Raw genomic sequence first — 18,076 nt, 5'->3', positions numbered from 1 at the left:
GAATGTCGTTGTGCGAGCTAGGGTGTCGCGCTCGCGGAACCGCCCGTTCGGGCAGAGATCGTTGCACCGTCAGACAGCACTCGTCCGGGCGATTGCATTCGGCGCTCGGACGAGTGTCACTGGTTCGTTCGGGGCCTCAAGGTCCGCTTGATCGTGCAAGGACCTATAGGAATCACCTCGTTAGCCGAATCGGACGAGGCCCCCGCGCACCTAACCTTCCGGAGTGACAACTGCGTCCCCGACTTTCACGCGTAAGAGAACCGGCGAGATCCGCGCTGTGTGCCTGGACGTCGACGACACACTTGTCGACTACAGCACTTCTTCGCGAGCCGCGTTGGCCTCGATGGTCGGTAACGCCGACGCCTGGTCGTTGTGGCAGAGGATCACCGACGACCACGTCTCCCGCCAGCTCGCCGGCGAGCTGCTGTACCAGGACATGCGCAACATCCGCACGCAGGCCTTCTTCGCCGCGCTCGGTGAGGAGCTGTCGCTGGAGGAGGCGACCCGCCGCGAGGTCGGCCGCCAGGAGGTCCTCTCCGCCGGCTGGTGCCTGTTCCCGGACGCGATCCCGATGCTCGACTGGCTGCGCGCGACCGGCCTCCCGATCGCCGCGATCAGCAACGCGTCGGGCCACCACCAGCGCGTGAAGATCGCCCAGCTCGGTCTCTCCGAGTACTTCGACGCCGTCCTGATCGCCGGCGAGGTCGGCTGCGCCAAGCCGGACCGCGTGATCTTCCACACCGCGTGCCTCGCCCTGGGTGTTCCGCCCGGTGACACCGTCCACGTGGGAGACCGCCTGCACGCCGACGCCATCGGCGCCCGCGACGCCGGAATGCACGGAGTCTGGATCAACCGCATCGGCCCGACCGGCGGCACACTTCCCGCGGGCCTGTCGTCCATCACGACACTCGCGGAACTGCCGGAGCTCCTCGTGTGCGAGCTCTCCACCGCCAGCGCCTGAGCAGTGCCGGAGACCGGCCCCCACCTGCGTGTATGCGTTCAGGTGGGGGCCGATTTCACTTCTGGCGGGGGCGTGGTCTAGTATTTCTCTCGGCAGCAACGAGGACCTCGGAACTCCCGCGGGACAACGAAGTCGATCGTGAAAGCCAATGGGGTATGGTGTAATTGGCAGCACGACTGATTCTGGTTCAGTTAGTCTAGGTTCGAGTCCTGGTACCCCAGCTGCGAAGGAAGAACTGCCCTCGGGTAAGCTTCTGGAGCTGCTGAAAGCAAGAACTGCAAGATCTGGTAGTTTTTAGTCAGACCTAGCAGTAAATGAACTGAATAGCCGGATTTGGACCGGACAGAGCGATCTGATAAGGTTCAAGCCAGCAAGAAGTTCTAGGGCCCCGTCGTCTAGCGGCCTAGGACGCCGCCCTCTCAAGGCGGTAGCGAGGGTTCGAATCCCTTCGGGGCTACAGAGGTGGGAGAGGCCTGTCAGCGGAACACGCTGACAGGCCTCTTTCGCTTTGTCCTCTGGGGGCCAAGCCCCCAGACCCCGGCCGGCGGGCTCCGCCCCCGGACCCCCGCCTGTGTGTTGACCGATGAGTCTGGTTAGCGCGTCGCTTCGCTTGCGAATGTGTGTGGACTTCGCTTCGCTTGTCGGGGTGATTGTGGGTGATGCGGGTCACCGGGATTCCGATTGGTCGACTTCGGTATTTCTTCCGCGTCATCAGCAGCGTCTTCTTGCTGGGTCGGTATCCCGGCTCGTGGACTTACCGCAATCCCGAGGCTTCCCGTTCCTTCCTGTGTCGTGGCGGCGTGTGGAGGGAAAGCGACGGCCGCCTCTCCCCTGGGGGAGGGCGGCCGTGGTGGGTGGGGCTTTAGAGGCGGCTTTGTAGGGCTTCGGCTGCTGCCAGTAGGTCTGCTGCCCAGCGGGCTCCTGGGCGGCGGCCCATGCGGTCGATGGGGCCGCTTACCGAGACTGCTGCCACTACGGCGCCTGAGGAGTCTCTTACCGGGGCTGAGACCGAGGCGACGCCTGGTTCTCGTTCTGCGACGCTTTGGGCCCAGCCTCGGCGGCGGACTTCCAGGAGGGTGCGTTCGCCGTAGACGGCGTCTGCCAGGACTGCCCTTTGGGTGCCTGGGTCCGACCACGCCGCCAGGACTTTGGCTCCTGAGCCCGCTGTCATGGGGAGCCTTGCGCCGATGGGGACTGTGTCCCTCAGGCCTGAGGGGGGTTCTGCCGAGGAGACGCAGACTCGTTGCATGCCGTCTCGGCGGTAGAGCTGCACGCTTTCGCCTGTGATGTCGCGCAGGCGTGGCAGGACTGAGGAAGCGGCGTCCAGCAACGGGTCCGTTGCGCCGCCTGCCAGTTCTGCCAGAGCTGCGCCCGGGCGCCAGCGGCCGTCGGAGCCTCGGCGCAGGAGCCGGTGCACCTCCAGGCCTACGGCCAGGCGGTGTGCGGTTGCTCGGGGGAGGCCGGTGCGGTTGCACAACTCGGCCAAGCCACAAGGATCTTTTGCTACGGCGTTCAACACGGCCACTGCCTTGTCCAGCACGCCGATCCCGCTATGCTGTCCCACAAGCCGATACTAACTTCCCAGACAGTGAGAAGTCCAGATCTGTCGGCACGTCCATACTGTGGGAGATGTCGCGATGAGCCGCACGCTCGCGGAGAAGGTGTGGGAGGCACACGTTGTGCGCCACGGAAGTGGTGCGGAGCCGGACCTGCTCTACATCGACCTGCACCTGCTGCACGAAGTCACCAGCCCCCAGGCGTTCGACGGGCTCCGCCTTGCGAACCGCAAGCTGCGCAGGGCCGATCTCACGATCGCCACTGAAGATCACAACGTTCCGACGGTCGACATCGACAAGCCGATCGCGGATCTCGTGTCGCGCACTCAGGTCGAGACGCTCCGGCGCAACTGCGCGGAGTTCGGGGTGCGGCTGCACCCGATGGGCGACTTCGAGCAGGGCATCGTCCACGTCGTGGGCCCGCAGCTCGGCCTCACGCAGCCGGGCATGACGGTGGTGTGCGGCGACAGTCACACGAGCACCCATGGTGCGTTCGGTGCGCTGGCGTTCGGCATCGGCACGTCCGAGGTGGAGCACGTGATGGCGACGCAGACGTTGCCGTTGCGCCCGTTCAAGACGATGGCCATCAACGTCAACGGCGCGCTCGGCGAGGGCGTCACGGCGAAGGACATCATCCTCGCCGTCATCGCGAAGATCGGAACCGGTGGCGGGCAGGGGTATGTGCTCGAGTACCGCGGCGACGCCATCGAGGCGCTGTCGATGGAAGCGCGCATGACGGTCTGCAACATGTCGATCGAGGCGGGCGCCCGCGCCGGCATGATCGCACCGGACGCCACGACTTTTGACTACATCGAGGGTCGTCCGCACGCACCGTCCGGCGCGGACTGGGACACGGCCGTCGAGTACTGGAAGACGCTGCGCACCGACGACGACGCGACTTTCGACGCCGAAGTGCACATCGACGCGGCGGACCTCACTCCGTTCGTCACGTGGGGAACCAACCCCGGTCAGGGTCTGCCTCTGAGCGCGACCGTCCCCGACCCCGAGAAGATCGCGGACGAGAACGAGCGCGTGGCCGCCGAGAAGGCGCTGACGTACATGGGCCTCGAGGCCGGCACGCCGCTGCGCGACATCCGCGTGGACACGGTGTTCCTCGGCTCCTGCACCAACGGGCGCATCGAGGACCTGCGCGCCGCGGCGGACGTCATCAAGGGGAAGCACGTCGCTTCAGGAGTACGGATGCTGGTCGTCCCCGGTTCGATGCGGGTGCGCAAGCAGGCCGAGGACGAGGGTCTGGACAAGGTCTTCCTCGACGCGGGCGCCGAGTGGCGGCAGGCCGGCTGCTCGATGTGCCTTGGCATGAACCCGGATCAACTCGCGCCCGGCGAGCGCAGCGCGTCGACCTCCAACCGCAACTTCGAGGGCAGGCAGGGCAAGGGCGGCCGGACGCACCTCGTGTCGCCGCTCGTCGCCGCCGCCACGGCCGTGCGCGGCACCCTCTCCGCCCCCGCAGACCTGGAGGTCTGAGTCATGGACGCCTTCACCACCCACACGGGCGTCGGTGTGCCGCTGCGCAGGTCCAACGTGGACACCGACCAGATCATCCCGGCCGTCTACCTCAAGCGCGTGACCCGCACCGGGTTCGAGGACGGGCTCTTCGCCGCCTGGCGTTCCGACGAGCACTTCATCCTCAACCAGGAGCCCTACAAGGCGGCCAGCGTCCTCGTCGCGGGCCCCGACTTCGGCACCGGGTCCTCTCGGGAGCACGCCGTCTGGGCGTTGATGGACTACGGCTTCCGCGTCGTCATCTCGTCCCGGTTCGCGGACATCTTCCGGGGCAACTCGGGCAAGCAGGGACTCGTGGCGGCGCAGTGCAGCCAGTCCGATGTCGAGCTGCTGTGGAAGTTGCTCGAGTCCGAACCCGGCACGCCGGTCACCGTCGACCTCACCGACAAGACCGTTCGCGCCAAGGACTTGGTAGCCCCGTTCGAGATCGACGACTACACCCGCTGGCGCCTTCTCGAGGGCCTCGACGACATCGCTTTGACGCTGCGCCACGAGCCCGAGATCAGCGCATTCGAGGGCAATCGCCAGACTTGGCTGCCCACAACGGATCCGCTTCCGGCGGTCTGAGAGGGGGCCGGATTCTCCCCTTGAGAGGGGCGAATCCGGCGCCTCCTGTCCCTCGAAGGGGCGCAATTAGCCACGCCACAACGAAAAATCTGGCGTGGCGATTGGTATTTCTCGCGATTTGGGCCTACCGTTGCGTTCTAGTCGGCCCAGACGCTTATGGGCCGTAAGCGTCCTGGGAGGGACTGACGGTGAACAAGGCCCAGCTCATCGAGGCGCTCGCCGAGCGCCTTGGAGACAAGAAGACCGCCGGCGCTGCTGTTGACGGCCTCGTGGACGTCATCGTCCGCAGCGTCAACAAGGGCGAGAAGGTCAACATCACGGGCTTCGGCGTCTTCGAGAAGCGCGCTCGTGCGGCTCGCACCGCGCGCAACCCGCGCACCGGCGAGACCGTGAAGGTCAAGAAGACCAACGTGCCCGCGTTCCGCCCCGGCTCGACGTTCAAGGACGTCATCAGCGGTGCGAAGAAGCTGCCGAAGGCCGTTGCCGCCAAGGCCGCCGCGAAGCCCGCCGCCGCTGCTGCCGCGAAGCCCGCGGCTGCCAAGGCTCCGGCGACCAAGGCCGCGACGACCCGCGCGACGACCACGACGCGCACCCGCACGGCCGCGGCCGCCACCAAGGCGCCCGCGACCCGTCGCACCACCACGGCTGCCGCGAAGCCCGCTGCTGCCAAGGCGCCCGCGAAGGCGACCGCCACCAAGGCCGCCGCCACCAAGACGGCTGCTGCGAAGGCTCCGGCCAAGCGCGCCACGGCCGCTGCCAAGCCGGCCGCTGCCAAGACGACTGCTGCTGCCAAGCCCGCCGCGAAGACCGCGGCTGCGAAGCCGGCTGCTCGCAAGACGGCTGCCAAGAAGAAGTGAGACGGGCCTCCTGAGGGAGGCTGCGTCACTTCAGAACCACGCGGAAGGCCCCGGTGTGCGCACACCGGGGCCTTCCGCGTGTCCGGGGAAAGGTGCCGGAGAAGGTCGTTGGCCTGCACGAAAGGCGTGCGAGAGGGTCGCTGAGGTGCTTGGCACGCCTGGGAGGCAGTGGGCGTGACGAGAGAGTTCGCTGGGGCGCTGGGAATGCGCGACCTGGGCGGCGGGGGCGTGCGCCGGGCTATCAAGAAAGCGCGGCGCGGGACTTCAGCGGGGCGACGAGCGGGCGTGACCGGGCCCCGAGAATCGTTCTCCCCGAGCTTCGCTCGGTTTCCGGAACCGCCCGCCACGATTGCCCGACGAGCCTCCCGAACGGCTCGTCGAACCCCTCTGCCCGCCAATAGAAATAACGCCGGCACGCGTCCGTTCGCCCCCGGGACAAGCGAAACCGCCGCCTTCCGGCCCGACTTGGTTGCCACAGGCGAACTTTCGTCGGAGCGGGAAGACGGCGGTGGAAAACGTCTGCGGCGGACCCCTACGGGCGAGGCAGCGGTGAGGCCAGGTAGTGCGCCGACACCAGCGTTGGCCAGCGCGAAGGCGAGTCCGAAGTGGACCAGGTGCCGAACGGCCTGGTGAAGGCCAGCACCCACGTGCTGCCCTTCTTGCAGGGGATCTCGTCCAGGCGCAGCCCGCCCATCTCGGCCAGCGACTGCACGACCGACGGGATCACACCGCCCTGCGACGAGATGACGGCGCGGCCTTCCAGAGCGGCGACCTCCAGCAGCCGCACGAGACCGGCGTCCGGGTCGGGCCAATAGCCCTCCTCCGAGAGGCGCGGCTCCTCGGCGATCTCCACGGCCAGGTCCTCGGCCACGGCCCGCACGGTGTCCACACAACGCACCCTGGGCGCCGTGTGCACGCGTACCGGTGCCCACAGGGGCAACAACGCGCGCAACGCCGTTGCCTGACGCCAGCCGGCGTCGGAGAGCGGGCGGAGGTCGTCGTCGCCGTTCCACTCCGACCGCTTGCCGGCCTTGGCGTGCCGCACCAGCAGGACGAGCAGCAGGTCCGCGGGCAGGCGGGCGAACTCGGCCAGCACGTCCTGGTCCGGTTCGTAGGTGAGCAGTTCCGACGCCTCGGCGATCGGCAGCCACCGCAGCAGATCGACCTCTTCGTTCGGGACGAACTCCCCGGAAACGGCCCGGGCGGCGTAGTAGTCGACCGTCTTCGGCACGCTCTTCACCGAATAGGACACCTGCCGGAGATGGCGGCCGAGAACGCAGGAGAAGCCCGTCTCCTCCTCTATCTCCCGCACCGCGCAGGCGGGAATCGTCTCGCCGTCGTCGAGTTTGCCTTTCGGCAGGGACCAGTCGTCATAACGCTGGCGGTGCACGATCGCGACTTCGACGTCACCGTCGGCCTCGCGCCAGAGCACCGCCCCAGCAGCTTTGATCACCCAAGAGCTCCGTGCTTGTGCAGCAGTTCCAGTTGGTGGTCTCGCACGGACGAACCGTCCGCGGGCGAGGCGTCCCATTCTCCGTCAGAGCGCAGCACCCAGCAGCGCGTGTGCGGGTCGAGCGCGGAGTCGAACATGCCGCCCAGCTGCTTGGTCAGGCGCGGGTCGGCCACGCGCAGGGCGACCTCGACGCGGCGGTCCAGGTTGCGGTGCATCATGTCCGCGCTGCCGATCCAGTACTCGTCGCAGGCGACGAAGTGGAAGACGCGCGAGTGTTCCAGGAAGCGGCCGAGGATCGAGCGCACCTGGATGTTCTCCGACAGTCCCTTGATGCCCGGCTTGAGGCCGCAGATGCCGCGCACGACCACGTCCACGGGAACGCCGGCCTGCGATGCCCGGTACAGCGCGTCGATGACCTGCTCGTCCACGAGCGAGTTCACCTTGATGCGCACACCGGAGGGCTTGCCCGCCTGGGCGTGCTCGATCTCCAGGTTGATCCGGTCCACGATGCCCTTGCGGACGCCGTAGGGAGCGACGAGGAGAGAGCGGTACTCGTCCTGGCGCGCGTACCCCGTCAGCACGTTGAAGAGGTCCGTGAGGTCCGCGCCGATCGTCGGCTCGGCGGTCAGGATGCCGACGTCCTCGTACAACCGCGCGGTCTTCGGGTTGTAGTTGCCGGTGCCGATGTGGCAGTAGCGGCGGATCGTCGAGCCTTCCTGGCGCACCACGAGCGACGTCTTGCAGTGCGTCTTCAGGCCCACCAGGCCGTAGACGACGTGCACGCCCGCCTTCTCCAGCGCTCGCGCCCACTTGATGTTCGCCTGCTCGTCGAAGCGCGCCTTGAGCTCCACCAACGCCACGACCTGCTTGCCCGCCTCGGCCGCGTCGATCAGCGCGTCCACGATGGGGGAGTCACCCGAGGTGCGGTACAGCGTCTGCTTGATGGCGAGCACGTGCGGGTCGGCCGCGGCCTGCTCGATGAAGCGCTGCACCGACGTGGAGAACGAGTGGTACGGGTGGTGCACGAGGACGTCGCCCTCGCGCAGGGTCGCGAACACGCTCTTCGGCGTCTCGCGCTCACCGAACGCGGGGTGCGTCGCCGGCACGAACGCCGGGTCCTTCAACGTCTTGCGGTCGATACCGTAGAGCTGCCACAGGCACGACAGGTCGAGCAGGCCGGGCACGGTCACGACGTCGTGCGGGTCGACGTCCATCTCCCGCAACAACAGTTCGAGCATGTGCTCGGTCATGTCGTCGGCGACCTCCAGGCGCACCGGCGGACCGAACCGGCGCCGCGCGAGCTCGCGTTCCAGCGCCTGCAACAGGTCCTCGTCGCGGTCCTCCTCGACCTCGAGGTCCGCGTTGCGCGTCACGCGGAAGGCGTGGCACTCGATGACCTCCATGCCGGTGAACAGCTCGCCCAGGTGCGCGGCGATGAGTTCCTCCAGCGGCAGGAAGGTCGCGGACGACGACGACCGGTCCGCCTCCACCCGAACCAGCCGCGGCACGTTGTCCGGCACCTTCACGCGGGCGAACCGCTCGCCGCCACCCTCGGGATCGCGCACGGTCACCGCGAGGTTCAGCGACAGCCCCGAGATGTACGGGAACGGGTGCGCCGGGTCGACCGCGAGCGGCGTGAGGACCGGGAACACCTGCTCGCTGAAGTAGTTGGAGAGCCTCAACCGGTCGTAGTCCGTGAGGTCGCCCCACGCCACGATGCTGATCCGGTGCTCTTCCAGGCCCGGCCTGATGTGGTCGAGGAACGCGCGGGCGTGCTGCTCCACGAGTTCCTGCGAGCGCTTGAAGATCGCGACGAGCTGCTCGCGCGGCGTGAGCCCGTCCGCGCTGCGCACCGAGAGACCGGTCTCCGCCCGCCGCTTCAGACCGGCGACCCGCACCATGTAGAACTCGTCCAGGTTCGACGCGAAGATCGCGGAGAACTTCGCGCGCTCCAGCAGCGGCTGCGAGGAGTCCTCGGCCAGTGCGAGCACGCGGGCGTTGAAGTCCAACCAGGACAGTTCACGGTTGAAGTACCGGTCGTCCGGGAGGTCGGTGGGCAGGACGCTCGGCGTCACGGCGGGAGGCGCCGCAGGCATACCGCGCATGGGTGCGGCGGCCGGCTGCTGCTCCGGTTCGGCCTTCGCCCGCGCGGTCGAAGCCCGCCTGGTCGCCGCGCGCGGCTCCCTCTTCGGCGTCGCCTTGCGTGGAGTGGCCTCTGCCTTGCTGCGCGTCGAACGGCGTCGGGACGGAGTCGCCTTGCCGTCGTTGTCGTCCTTGCTCACGTCACGCATTGTGTCGCACTATCGCCGTGAGCGCCCCTAACCAGGACGACCGTCTGGTGAACTCCTCGTCACAGAACAGGCATGCGAAGAGCTGTAACGGCTCCGTCGGGGCTACGTTCGAGGGTCACCCTCTGGCCCGGACGCAGCATCCGCCAGCCACCCGCCGTGACGGCCTCGGCACTCACGTCGACGAGAACGCCGTCATCACGAAGGACGGTGGCGGAACCATCGCTGTTGAACGTTGACACGGTCGCCTGCACGGACCAGAACCCTAGACGTTCGGACCTACACGTCTCGTTCGGCGCGCTGCCAGGGTCGATGCATGAAGGTTATTGCCACATTGACTGCGGCGACCCTGTTGGCCTTCACCACGGCTGGCCTGGCTTCGGCGGCTTCCGCCGAACCACGGACTCCGCAGGTGGACAAACCACGACTGCAGGCGGCGGCCAAGAACGTTCGCCTGAAAGCCTCGCTTCCCGGTACCGAACGGGCCATCTCGATCGCGTTCGCCCAGTACGGCAAGCGCGACGTGGCGTTCGTGAGCATGGAGACCGGCCTCAAGACGTTCGACGTCACCGATCTCGACAAGCCGAAGCTCCTCGACCACCTCACCAAGGAGGAGATGGCGCTGCCGGGCGACGACCCGACGAAGCGCTTCTGGGAGAACGAGGACATCAACGTCGACCCCAAGCGCAAGCTCGCGTTCCTGGCGCGGGAGGTCAACTCGTTCGGCCGCGCGCTGCCCGGCGACCGTCCGACCGGCAACTACATCGTGTCCGCTGTGGACCCCGCTGACCTCAAGATCCTCAGCTTTCACAGGCAGAACACCGGTCACACGAGTACTTGCGTCAACGACTGCCAGTTCCTCTGGACCGCAGGGCTCGACCGGTCGGACGCCAAGACCGGGCGGATCTTCGTCACGGACATCCGCGATCCGAAGACGCCCAGGGAACTGCCGTACGACGTCGACGTCCGCGGCAAGGCGGGCGAGGGGAAGATCACGCACGACGTCCAGGTCGACGCCCAGGGCATCGCGTGGGTGGCGGGCGACGACGGCACCCGCGGCTACTACACGCAGGGCTGGCACCGCGACCCGTTGACCGGCAAGTACCGCGAGGCCAAGGCGTGGGATCCCGTTCCGTACGCGGGCGGCACCGTGCCCAAGGCGGACATGCCGACCTCGTTCACGCACAACTCGTTCCGCCCGATCGGCCGCACGCTCCTCGACGGTCCGTTGCCCACGCGGGAGAACCCGCCGGGCTCGCTCCTGCTGCACACCGAGGAGGCGTTCGGCTCGCCCACCTGCAAGACCGAGGGGCGTTTCGTCATCTCGTCGCTGCAGGGCACGCACAACGGTGAGGGCTGGGGCGAGACGCCCAAGGAGATGAAGACCGTCGGCATCTGGAGCCCGGACGACCAGGAGGGCACGATCCCCGGCAACGTCACGTGCTCCGCGCACTACTTCGACGTGCAGAAGAGGATCGTGGCCTACTCCTGGTACAACCAGGGCACCCGGTTCCTCGACATCTCCAACCCCGCCAAGCCGATCCAGATCGGGTACTGGAGGCCGGACACCGCGACGTCGTGGGCGCCGTACTGGCACCGCGGCACCGTGTTCGTGGCGGACATCTCGCGCGGCGTCGAGATCCTGCAGCTGGAGAAGGGCGCGTACGAGGCGCAGGCGAGCGGCACTCCCGTGACGCTGACCGCGCACCACGCCAGGGAACTGGCCAGGGAGAGCGACCGGGAACCCGTGCCGCTCGCCCCGAACCCGTTCTACGGCTGGGCCTGCCCGATGGTCGCGAGCCGAGACGACTCGGACTGCGGCGTGGGAGCCTGCGGCGCACCCTGCTGAGCCACGCCTGCCTTGACGGCGGCCTTCGCGCGCTGGCGGGTGATCACGCGCCGGCCGAGGTTGATCATCGGGATCTCCACGGTCACGTAGAGAACACTCGCCAGCGCCAGTCCCAGTGCCGTGACCACGACGGACTGGCCGAGACCGGACAGAGCGGGCCAGAAGAACGCGATGATCGTCGCGGCGATCGTCTGCACCAGATAAAGGGAGTACGAGCGCTCGCCGACGAACTGCATCGGCTTGAGCGACAGGAAGGTCGTGGCCGGTCCCGGCGCGATCATCGCCGTGAGCAGCACCGCCGTCGCGAGCGCGTACACCGGGATGACCAGCACGTGGCCGGGAATCCCGTTGAGCCCGTCGAGGAAACCGGCGATCGGCTTCACGCTCAGGTGCACCGCGACGAATCCGATCGCGACGACGACCTGCGCGGGCCTGCTCGTGAGCGGGCGCAGCAGGGCGTATCCGCGCGGGCTGTGCAGCGCGATCGCGAGCAGCACGCCCGCCAGGATCGAGAAGTAGTGCAACGGCCAGCCGGGGTTGCTGTGCGCCGAGGTGAAGTTCACGACCACGAGCGCGAGCAGCATGCCGAGGGCGGCGGCACCGGCGCGGCGGCGCAGCACGACGGTGCCGAGCGCGATCGCCACCAGCGGCCAGACCAGGTAGAACTTCTGCTCGATGCCCAGCGACCAGGACTGTCCGTACGGGCTCGAGCCGGCGAACTCGTTGGTGAACGAGAGGAAGTACGGAAGCGCGGGGCCGACGCCGTTGCTCAGGAACGTGCCCGCGAACGCGGACGCCACGACCGTCACGAGCAGGAGCACGAAGTAGACGGGGAGAATTCTGAACGCCCGCCGCAGGTAGAACTCACCGAGGGAGATCTGGCCGGTCCGGTGCTCCTCGCGCAGCATCAGCGTGGTGATCAGGAATCCGCTGAGGACGAAGAACATCTGGACACCGGCCCAGCCCTGGAGCCAGTCAGGGCCGCCGTAGTGGAAGAAGACGACGAGCACCGCGGCAATGGCGCGCAGGCCGTCGAGAGCGGGAAAGCGGCGCAACGCCAGGTAGTCGGCGTGCGTCAGGGAACTCATGCAGTAAACACCTCAGGGCAACGCGTCGGGGGACGACGTCGGGGGGAACGTCGTCGGCACAGGGGGATACGGATGTAAAGGTGCCGGGGTTCCCTGTTGCGTTGCCCAAACCAACATTTTCGTGGCGTTCGTCACGGCCTGATCAGGCGTGAAACGGTCAAATGCCCGCGCGTCAGCAGCGGTCGAGCGACGACAGCTTCGCCAGCGGCGCGGTGGCCGCGACCCGCCAGCCCTGCTGCGTCAACGCTCCGCCGTGCACCTCCAGCCAGTACCCGCCCTCGGTGGTGTGCATGGTCGCGCCGCTGCGGATGTCCGTGACGTACGAGGACTCCGACTGCCACGACACGAAGTCGCCACTGACCCGCGGGAACACGATGCCCTCGGTCAGCGGCGCGGACTCGATGCCCGCCAGCTCCCGCGTCTCGGTCCAGCCCTCGCGCCAGCCGAGCAGCTTCTCGCCCTGCGTCCACACCACCGTGCGGCCGTCGGATGCCACGCTGGCATCGGGTTTCGCGTTCCGCAGCTGTTCGGGCACCGCACCCTCGGCGCGGAACCGGCCGTCCTGCAACCAGATGACCGAGTCACCGAGGAAGGCCGGTTCCTCGCCGGGACCGATGACCCTGTCCTTCTTCTTCGCCAGGTCGTAGACGTGCACGCCCGCGCGGTCCGACCAGGCCGCTTTGCCGTTGTGCACCACGGCGCCGCTGTCGCCGATCCTCATGGGCGCGCCGTCGTTGCGCGAGTCCCACGCGTAGGTCGTGGTGGTGTGGTCGGCCGGGCTCGGTGTCGTGGAGAAGGTCACCCAGCGGCCGTCGAACTCCACGCCGAAGAGCTGTCCGTCGTTCTGGACCGCCATCACCTGCTGGCGTTTCCCGTGGTCGTGCAGCACGAGTTCGGTCGTCCGGTTCCGCGTGGTCTTCACCAGCGTGGTGCCGGCGTCCTCGTTCGCCGCGACGACGGTGACCTTCTCGTGCGGGCCCGCCTCCGTCCGGTCGCGGGCCAGCAGGTCCTTCCAGCTCTGGGGCAGGTCCACCCGGCAGGTGCTGAGCCTGCTCTCCGCCGTGTAGTCGGACGGCCGGTCGATCGGATAGGCGGCGACACAGCCCGCGATGGCCGTGACACCCGCCAGCGCGATGAGCGCTCGCATCAGTCTCCCAAGTCGTGATCACCCCAGTGACCCGGAAGACGTGTGACGACTGTTCAGGTTGTCCAGGCGGGCAAGGCGTTCGCGGTGTGCGCGCCGAGGCCGAGCATCAGCGCGAGCCGCAGATCCTCTTCGGTGTCCACGTCACAGCGCAGCGACGGCCACGCTCCGATGAGCGCGACCGCACCGGAAACGCGGTGGTGCCCGGCCGATCCGACGCCGAACCGCGGGTCGAGCTCTCCACCCGGCGTGGCGAGGAGCAGCGTGGTGCCGGTGCCCTGACGGTCCGGGACGAACGCGCGCCGCCCGCGTGCGGCTTCGAGCGCGGCCTGGAGTTCGTCGGACCTGAGTGCGGGCAGGTCGGCCTGCAGAGCGCCGACGCGGGCCGACCGGAGGGTGCGAGCGCCGTGCTGGAGCGCCGCGTTGAGTCCGGGTCGCGGAGGCTCCGGCAGCGACTCGACGCCCAGTCCGGCCATTTCGGACGCGACGGCCGGATCGGATGTGATGGTGACCACGCGCCGCACGCCCGGCGTCGCCATGGCCGCGCTCACCGTGTCGAGGGCGAGCGCGAGCGCCAGCGCCGCGTGTGACACCGGATCTCCGCCGGTCGCGCTGGTCAGCCTGGTCTTGGCCCGGTCCAGGGTCTTCACCGGAACCAGGAGGTCAACTTCATCCCGCACCTCGCCATAGTCCACGATTCGGCGACTACTGTGCTGTCGGGCGCAGATCTACGCAGGTGAGGAGAGGCCTCGTGGCCAAAAGGGAGAAGGGCGGCTTTTGGGTCGGGGTCGCCGCCGCGATCGTCTACCCGATGTCGTTCGTGCTGGGCAGGCACCGGATGGTGCACGGGGAGCGCATCCCGCGCGAAGGTGCCGCGCTGCTCGTCATGAACCACATCTCGCACCTCGACCCGTGCTACGACGCCATGTTCGTGCACAAGAACTACCGGGTGCCGCGCTTCCTCGGGAAGCACAGCCTGTGGAACGTGCCGATCATGGGCGCGATCCTGAAGGGCGCGAAGCAGATCCCGGTCTACCGGGGCACCACGGACGCCCAGCAGAGCCTGCGCGCGGCGCACGAGGCGCTGGCGGACGGCAAGTGCGTGGTGATCTACCCGGAGGGGACGATCACCAAGGACCCCGACGGCTGGCCCGCGAACTCCCGCACGGGCGTGGCCCGGCTCGCCCTGCAGCACGACGGCCCGGTCATCCCGATCGCCCGCTGGGGCACGCTCGACCTCTACAACCACTACCAGAAGAAGTTCCGGCCGTTCCCGCGCAAGACGATCACGCACTTCGTCGGTGAGCCGGTCGACCTCTCCGCCTACCGCGGCAGGGAGGAGACGCTCCCGTTGCTGCGCGAGGTGACGGACCTGCTGATGGGCGCGGTCAAGGACAACCTGGCCGAGGTGCGCGGGGAAACGGCACCCGAGGGCTTCTACGGACCGAGGAAGGCCTGACCATGGCGATCGAACGTGTTGCGGTGCTCGGCTCCGGTTCGTGGGGCACGGCCTTCGCGAAGGTCATCGCGGACTCCGGCCCCGAGGTCGTGCTGTGGGCGCGGCGCCAGGAGGTCGCCTCGGAGATCACCGAGACCCGCGTGAACTCCGGCTACCTGCCCGGCATCTCGTTGCCGGCCAACCTGTCGTCCACCTCCGACCCGGCCAAGGCGCTGGACGGGGCGGACGCGGTGGTGCTGGCCGTGCCGTCGCAGACGTTGCGGGTGAACCTCTCGGCGTGGAAGGAGCTGCTGCCGCCGGACGCGACCCTGGTGTCGCTGTCCAAGGGCGTCGAGCTCGGCACGTTGAAGCGCATGAGCGAGGTGATCCGCGAGGTCGCCGGCGTCGACGAGTCGCAGGTCGCCGTGGTGTCCGGGCCGAACCTGGCCAAGGAGATCGCCGTCGAGCAGCCGACGGCGACGGTCATCGCGTGCACGGACCACGACCGGGCGGTCGATCTGCAGGCCGCGTGCTCGAACTCGTACTTCCGCCCGTACACCAACACCGACGTGGTCGGCTGCGAGCTGGGCGGGGCGTGCAAGAACGTCATCGCGCTGGCGTGCGGCATGGCGGCGGGCATGGGCTACGGCGACAACACGATGGCGTCGATCATCACCCGCGGCCTGGCCGAGACCGCGCGGCTGGGCGCGGCGCTGGGTGCCGACCCGCTGACGTTCGCGGGCCTCGCCGGGCTGGGCGACCTGGTGGCGACGTGCGCGTCGCCGTTGTCGCGCAACCGGTCCTTCGGCGAACGGCTCGGGCGCGGTGAGACCCTCGCGCAGGCGCAGGAAGCCGCGCACGGACAGGTCGCCGAGGGCGTGAAGTCCTGCTCGTCGATCCGCGAACTGGCCGGCGCGCACGGTGTCGACATGCCGATCACCGAAGGCATCCACCAGGTCTGCCACGACGGGCTGAGCGTGCGCGAGCTCGGCGCCGCGCTGCTGGGCCGCGACCGGAAGCACGAGCGCCAGTGACCCCCGAACTCGGTGACGGCACGCGGGTCGTGCACTCCACTCAGGGAGCGCCGGGCGACCCGTTCGGCGCACAGCCGGTGTTCGCGTCGGCGTACCACCTGGGCGGCCAGGACTACTACGGCCGCGCGGGCAACCCCACGTGGCGCGCCCTGGAGAACGCCCTGGGGTCCCTGGAAGGGGGCGAGTGCGTCGTCTTCCCGTCCGGGATGGCGGCGATCTCGACGTTGCTGCGAACGGTTCTGTCCACTGGGGACACTCTGGTCGTCCCCTCCGACGGCTACTTCCTGACCCGCAGGTTCGTGTCCGAAATGGACGTGAACGTGGTCGAGGTGCCGACGGCCGGGCCGTACCCGTCCTTCGACGGCGTCCGGCTCGTCCTGCTGGAGACGCCGTCCAACCCCGGCCTGGACGTCTGCGACATCGCGGAGCTGGCCGCGCAGGCACACGCCGCGGGCGCGTTGCTGGCCGTGGACAACACGACCGCGACGCCGCTGGGGCAACGGCCGCTGGAGCTGGGCGCGGACGTCGTGGTCGCCTCGGACACCAAGGCGGTCGCCGGGCACAGCGACGTCCTTTTCGGACACGTGACACTGGCGGACGCCGGCCTGGCAGCACGAGTGCGCGACGCGCGGACGCTGAACGGCGCGATCCCCGGCCCGTTCGAGACGTGGCTCGCGCTGCGCGGCCTGGGAACCCTGGACCTGCGGCTCGCGCGGCAGGCCGAGAACGCGGCGGCGATCTACGCGTTGCTCAAGGGCCGCGTGGCCGGGTTGCGCTGGCCCGGCGCGTCGGACGACCCGGCGTACCTCGTGGCGGCGCAGCAGATGCGGCGGTTCAACGGCGTGCTGACGTTCGAACTTCAGGACGTGGCCGCGGTGAACGAGTTCCTGTCGCGCTCGAAGCTGGTGTCGGCCGCGACGTCGTTCGGCGGCCTGCACTCGACGGCGGACCGGCGGGCGCAGTTCGGCGACCCGGTGCCGGAGGGCCTGGTGCGTTTCTCGGCCGGCTGTGAGGACACTCGAGACCTGGTCGCGGACGTGTCCCACGCCTTGGGACTGGATTGACGGAGGGTCCCGGTTCCGGGACCCTCTGCTCCATGTCCTTCAACGCATGTTGCTGTTGTACCTGGCGATAGTCCCGCGTCCTCTTTTCGCGCATTCGCCTGGTAAGGACTTTTCTCCCGATGTTCGCCGTTCCCGAGAACAGCCTCGTTCTGCCTGAGAACTCCGCCCTGTTGCACCCAGTCCGGGTGGCTCTGTCGTGGTCCGCCGATCGCGACCGCTGGAAGCACCTGCTCCGGTACGACATGGAGGAGCGCTTCTCGGCGTTGGTCGACAAGACCGACGACCAGGAGATCTGGCTGATGAGCTGGCTGCCCGGCCAGACCGCGTCGCTGCACGACCACGACCACACCTCCGGCGCGTTCACCGTGGTCAGCGGGCAGCTGACCGAGGTCGTCACCACGAAGATCCAGGTCGTGCACTCGCTGCACGCCGGTCAGTCGCGTGTGTGGGGGCCCGGTTATGTGCACCAGGTGCGCAACGATGGCGTGGATCCGGCGGTGTCGATCCACGTCTACCGCCACGGCACACGCGCCATGACCCCGTACCGCTACGACCCGGTCAACGGCCCCGTTCGCTGACCTGTCCTGTCGCGAGACGAGACGTCTCGTCTCGGCGGCTGGTCACGTGCGCCGGGATCGCCTTGTCCGTCTCGTGCGGCACAGGTGCGCCCCACGACTGGACGAGCGGCATGTGCCCGGCCCACACGAGGTTCGCTTCGAGGTCCGACGGCTCCTCGCCCGGTCCGCCGTCGCGCACCTTCACGCTCGCCTCGGTCAGGTCGATCTCCAGCGCGACCGTCTGCGCCAGCTCCTTCTTGGACGGGCTGCGCGCGTAGTCCCAGCTGCCCGGCGTGACGTGCTCGACGATCGTGCGCAGTGCGTGCTCGGAGTCCTCGGCGACCTTCGCGGTGCCGTGGATGATCGCGGACCGGTAGTTCATCGAGTGGTGGAACACCGAGCGCGAGTAGACGACGCCGTCCACGAGCGTGACCGCGACGCAAACCGGCTTGCCCTCGATCATGCTCCTGATGGACCGTGAGCCCGTCGAGCCGTGCAGGAAGATGCGGTTGCCGTCCCGCCCGTACGCGGTGGGGATGAGGAACGGTGCCCCGTCGACCTCCACGGCGAGGTGGCAGACCATGCCCGCGTCGAGGACGTCGTAGAGCACCTGGCGGTCTTCCACGGCTCGCTTCTTGCCGCGGACGACGGTGCTGCGGGGCGTGGGGGAGAGCTGCACGTCAGAGGTCATGG

16 protein-coding genes and 2 tRNA genes are annotated in these 18,076 nt (G+C 68.5%); 11 read left to right on the top strand and 7 right to left on the bottom strand.

Annotation, left to right across the window (positions count from 1 at the left end):
- Positions 1 to 223: 223 nt before the first annotated feature.
- The 3 genes from PV646_RS03580 to PV646_RS03570 all read left to right on the top strand — a co-directional run bounded on the left by PV646_RS03580 (position 224) and on the right by PV646_RS03570 (position 1,418).
- Complete coding sequence (locus PV646_RS03580; RefSeq protein ID WP_500340005.1) at positions 224 to 961, top strand: HAD family hydrolase; 738 nt, start codon at positions 224 to 226, stop codon at positions 959 to 961.
- A gap of 149 nt (positions 962 to 1,110) precedes the next feature.
- A tRNA-Gln gene (locus tag PV646_RS03575) sits at positions 1,111 to 1,182 on the top strand.
- Positions 1,183 to 1,345: 163 nt separating this feature from the next.
- Positions 1,346 to 1,418 (top strand) — tRNA-Glu (locus PV646_RS03570).
- Positions 1,419 to 1,823: 405 nt separating this feature from the next.
- Here the strand turns inward: PV646_RS03570 and PV646_RS03565 are convergent.
- Complete coding sequence (locus PV646_RS03565) at positions 1,824 to 2,525, bottom strand: IclR family transcriptional regulator (protein WP_053736944.1); 702 nt, start codon at positions 2,523 to 2,525, stop codon at positions 1,824 to 1,826.
- Between the two features lie 73 nt (positions 2,526 to 2,598).
- Between PV646_RS03565 and leuC the strand changes: the two genes are divergently transcribed.
- From leuC to PV646_RS03550, 3 genes are all read left to right on the top strand, one after another.
- Positions 2,599 to 4,005: a 3-isopropylmalate dehydratase large subunit gene (leuC, locus tag PV646_RS03560; protein ID WP_500340004.1), complete on the top strand. Its 1,407-nt coding sequence runs from the start codon at positions 2,599 to 2,601 to the stop codon at positions 4,003 to 4,005.
- Positions 4,006 to 4,008: 3 nt separating this feature from the next.
- Positions 4,009 to 4,611 carry a 3-isopropylmalate dehydratase small subunit gene (gene leuD / locus PV646_RS03555; RefSeq protein WP_500340003.1) on the top strand — a complete coding sequence of 201 codons (603 nt, stop codon included), beginning with the start codon at positions 4,009 to 4,011 and terminating at the stop codon, positions 4,609 to 4,611.
- A gap of 188 nt (positions 4,612 to 4,799) precedes the next feature.
- Positions 4,800 to 5,468: an HU family DNA-binding protein gene (locus PV646_RS03550; RefSeq protein ID WP_319977642.1), complete on the top strand. Its 669-nt coding sequence runs from the start codon at positions 4,800 to 4,802 to the stop codon at positions 5,466 to 5,468.
- Positions 5,469 to 6,000: 532 nt separating this feature from the next.
- Here the strand turns inward: PV646_RS03550 and PV646_RS03545 are convergent.
- Both PV646_RS03545 and PV646_RS03540 read right to left on the bottom strand, forming a co-directional pair.
- The gene (locus PV646_RS03545) at positions 6,001 to 6,921 is read right to left on the bottom strand and encodes an NUDIX hydrolase (RefSeq protein ID WP_500340002.1); all 921 of its coding nucleotides are present in this window, start codon (positions 6,919 to 6,921) and stop codon (positions 6,001 to 6,003) included.
- Positions 6,918 to 9,203 carry an RNA degradosome polyphosphate kinase gene (locus PV646_RS03540; protein ID WP_500340001.1) on the bottom strand — a complete coding sequence of 762 codons (2,286 nt, stop codon included), beginning with the start codon at positions 9,201 to 9,203 and terminating at the stop codon, positions 6,918 to 6,920. Before PV646_RS03540 ends, PV646_RS03545 begins: the two co-directional genes overlap by 4 nt.
- A 418-nt stretch (positions 9,204 to 9,621) precedes the next feature.
- On the opposite strand from PV646_RS03540, the gene PV646_RS03535 reads away from it, so the two are divergent.
- Positions 9,622 to 11,058, top strand: a complete 1,437-nt coding sequence (locus PV646_RS03535; protein WP_500340000.1) for an LVIVD repeat-containing protein — start codon at positions 9,622 to 9,624, stop codon at positions 11,056 to 11,058.
- Here PV646_RS03535 and PV646_RS03530 read toward each other — a convergent pair.
- From PV646_RS03530 to cofC, 3 genes are all read right to left on the bottom strand, one after another.
- Entirely contained in the window at positions 10,980 to 12,146 is a 1,167-nt protein-coding gene (locus tag PV646_RS03530) for an acyltransferase family protein (RefSeq protein ID WP_500339999.1), read from the bottom strand. The genes PV646_RS03535 and PV646_RS03530 overlap by 79 nt on opposite strands.
- 172 nt (positions 12,147 to 12,318) lie before the next feature.
- Positions 12,319 to 13,293 carry a hypothetical protein gene (locus PV646_RS03525; protein WP_500339998.1) on the bottom strand — a complete coding sequence of 325 codons (975 nt, stop codon included), beginning with the start codon at positions 13,291 to 13,293 and terminating at the stop codon, positions 12,319 to 12,321.
- A 53-nt stretch (positions 13,294 to 13,346) separates the two neighbouring features.
- Entirely contained in the window at positions 13,347 to 13,970 is a 624-nt protein-coding gene (gene cofC, locus PV646_RS03520; protein WP_500339997.1) for a 2-phospho-L-lactate guanylyltransferase, read from the bottom strand.
- Positions 13,971 to 14,041: 71 nt separating this feature from the next.
- Here cofC and PV646_RS03515 point away from each other — a divergent pair, with 71 nt between their 5' ends.
- The 4 genes from PV646_RS03515 (at position 14,042) to PV646_RS03500 (ending at position 17,404) form a co-directional block, all read left to right on the top strand.
- On the top strand, positions 14,042 to 14,749 hold the full coding sequence (locus PV646_RS03515) for a lysophospholipid acyltransferase family protein (protein WP_500339996.1): 708 nt from the start codon (positions 14,042 to 14,044) through the stop codon (positions 14,747 to 14,749).
- A 2-nt stretch (positions 14,750 to 14,751) separates the two neighbouring features.
- Positions 14,752 to 15,762 (top strand): NAD(P)H-dependent glycerol-3-phosphate dehydrogenase, encoded by a 1,011-nt coding sequence (locus tag PV646_RS03510; protein WP_500339995.1) that lies wholly within the window; start codon positions 14,752 to 14,754, stop codon positions 15,760 to 15,762.
- The gene (locus PV646_RS03505; protein ID WP_500339994.1) at positions 15,759 to 16,826 is read left to right on the top strand and encodes a cystathionine gamma-lyase; all 1,068 of its coding nucleotides are present in this window, start codon (positions 15,759 to 15,761) and stop codon (positions 16,824 to 16,826) included. Before PV646_RS03510 ends, PV646_RS03505 begins: the two co-directional genes overlap by 4 nt.
- A gap of 119 nt (positions 16,827 to 16,945) precedes the next feature.
- Positions 16,946 to 17,404: a cysteine dioxygenase gene (locus PV646_RS03500; protein WP_452255307.1), complete on the top strand. Its 459-nt coding sequence runs from the start codon at positions 16,946 to 16,948 to the stop codon at positions 17,402 to 17,404.
- On the opposite strand, the gene PV646_RS03495 is transcribed toward PV646_RS03500, so the two are convergent.
- Complete coding sequence (locus PV646_RS03495) at positions 17,385 to 18,074, bottom strand: pyridoxamine 5'-phosphate oxidase family protein (protein WP_500339993.1); 690 nt, start codon at positions 18,072 to 18,074, stop codon at positions 17,385 to 17,387. The two genes, PV646_RS03500 and PV646_RS03495, sit on opposite strands and share 20 nt — an antisense overlap.
- Positions 18,075 to 18,076: the final 2 nt, after the last annotated feature.

It is taken from the genome of Streptomyces sp. ID05-26A (assembly GCF_033794685.1).
Lineage (GTDB): Bacteria > Actinomycetota > Actinomycetes > Mycobacteriales > Pseudonocardiaceae > Lentzea.
This window is presented reverse-complemented; position numbering and strand designations above follow the sequence as displayed.

Excerpts from the sequence above, each read along its gene's own strand:
- leuC (WP_500340004.1), top strand. The coding sequence starts at position 2,599 with ATGAGCCGCACGCTCGCGGAGAAGGTGTGGGAGGCACACGTTGTGCGC.
- leuD (WP_500340003.1), top strand. The coding sequence starts at position 4,009 with ATGGACGCCTTCACCACCCACACGGGCGTCGGTGTGCCGCTGCGCAGG.
- PV646_RS03530 (WP_500339999.1), bottom strand. The coding sequence starts at position 12,146 with ATGAGTTCCCTGACGCACGCCGACTACCTGGCGTTGCGCCGCTTTCCC.
- PV646_RS03525 (WP_500339998.1), bottom strand. The coding sequence starts at position 13,293 with ATGCGAGCGCTCATCGCGCTGGCGGGTGTCACGGCCATCGCGGGCTGT.
- PV646_RS03510 (WP_500339995.1), top strand. The coding sequence starts at position 14,752 with ATGGCGATCGAACGTGTTGCGGTGCTCGGCTCCGGTTCGTGGGGCACG.
- PV646_RS03500 (WP_452255307.1), top strand. The coding sequence starts at position 16,946 with ATGTTCGCCGTTCCCGAGAACAGCCTCGTTCTGCCTGAGAACTCCGCC.
- PV646_RS03495 (WP_500339993.1), bottom strand. The coding sequence starts at position 18,074 with ATGACCTCTGACGTGCAGCTCTCCCCCACGCCCCGCAGCACCGTCGTC.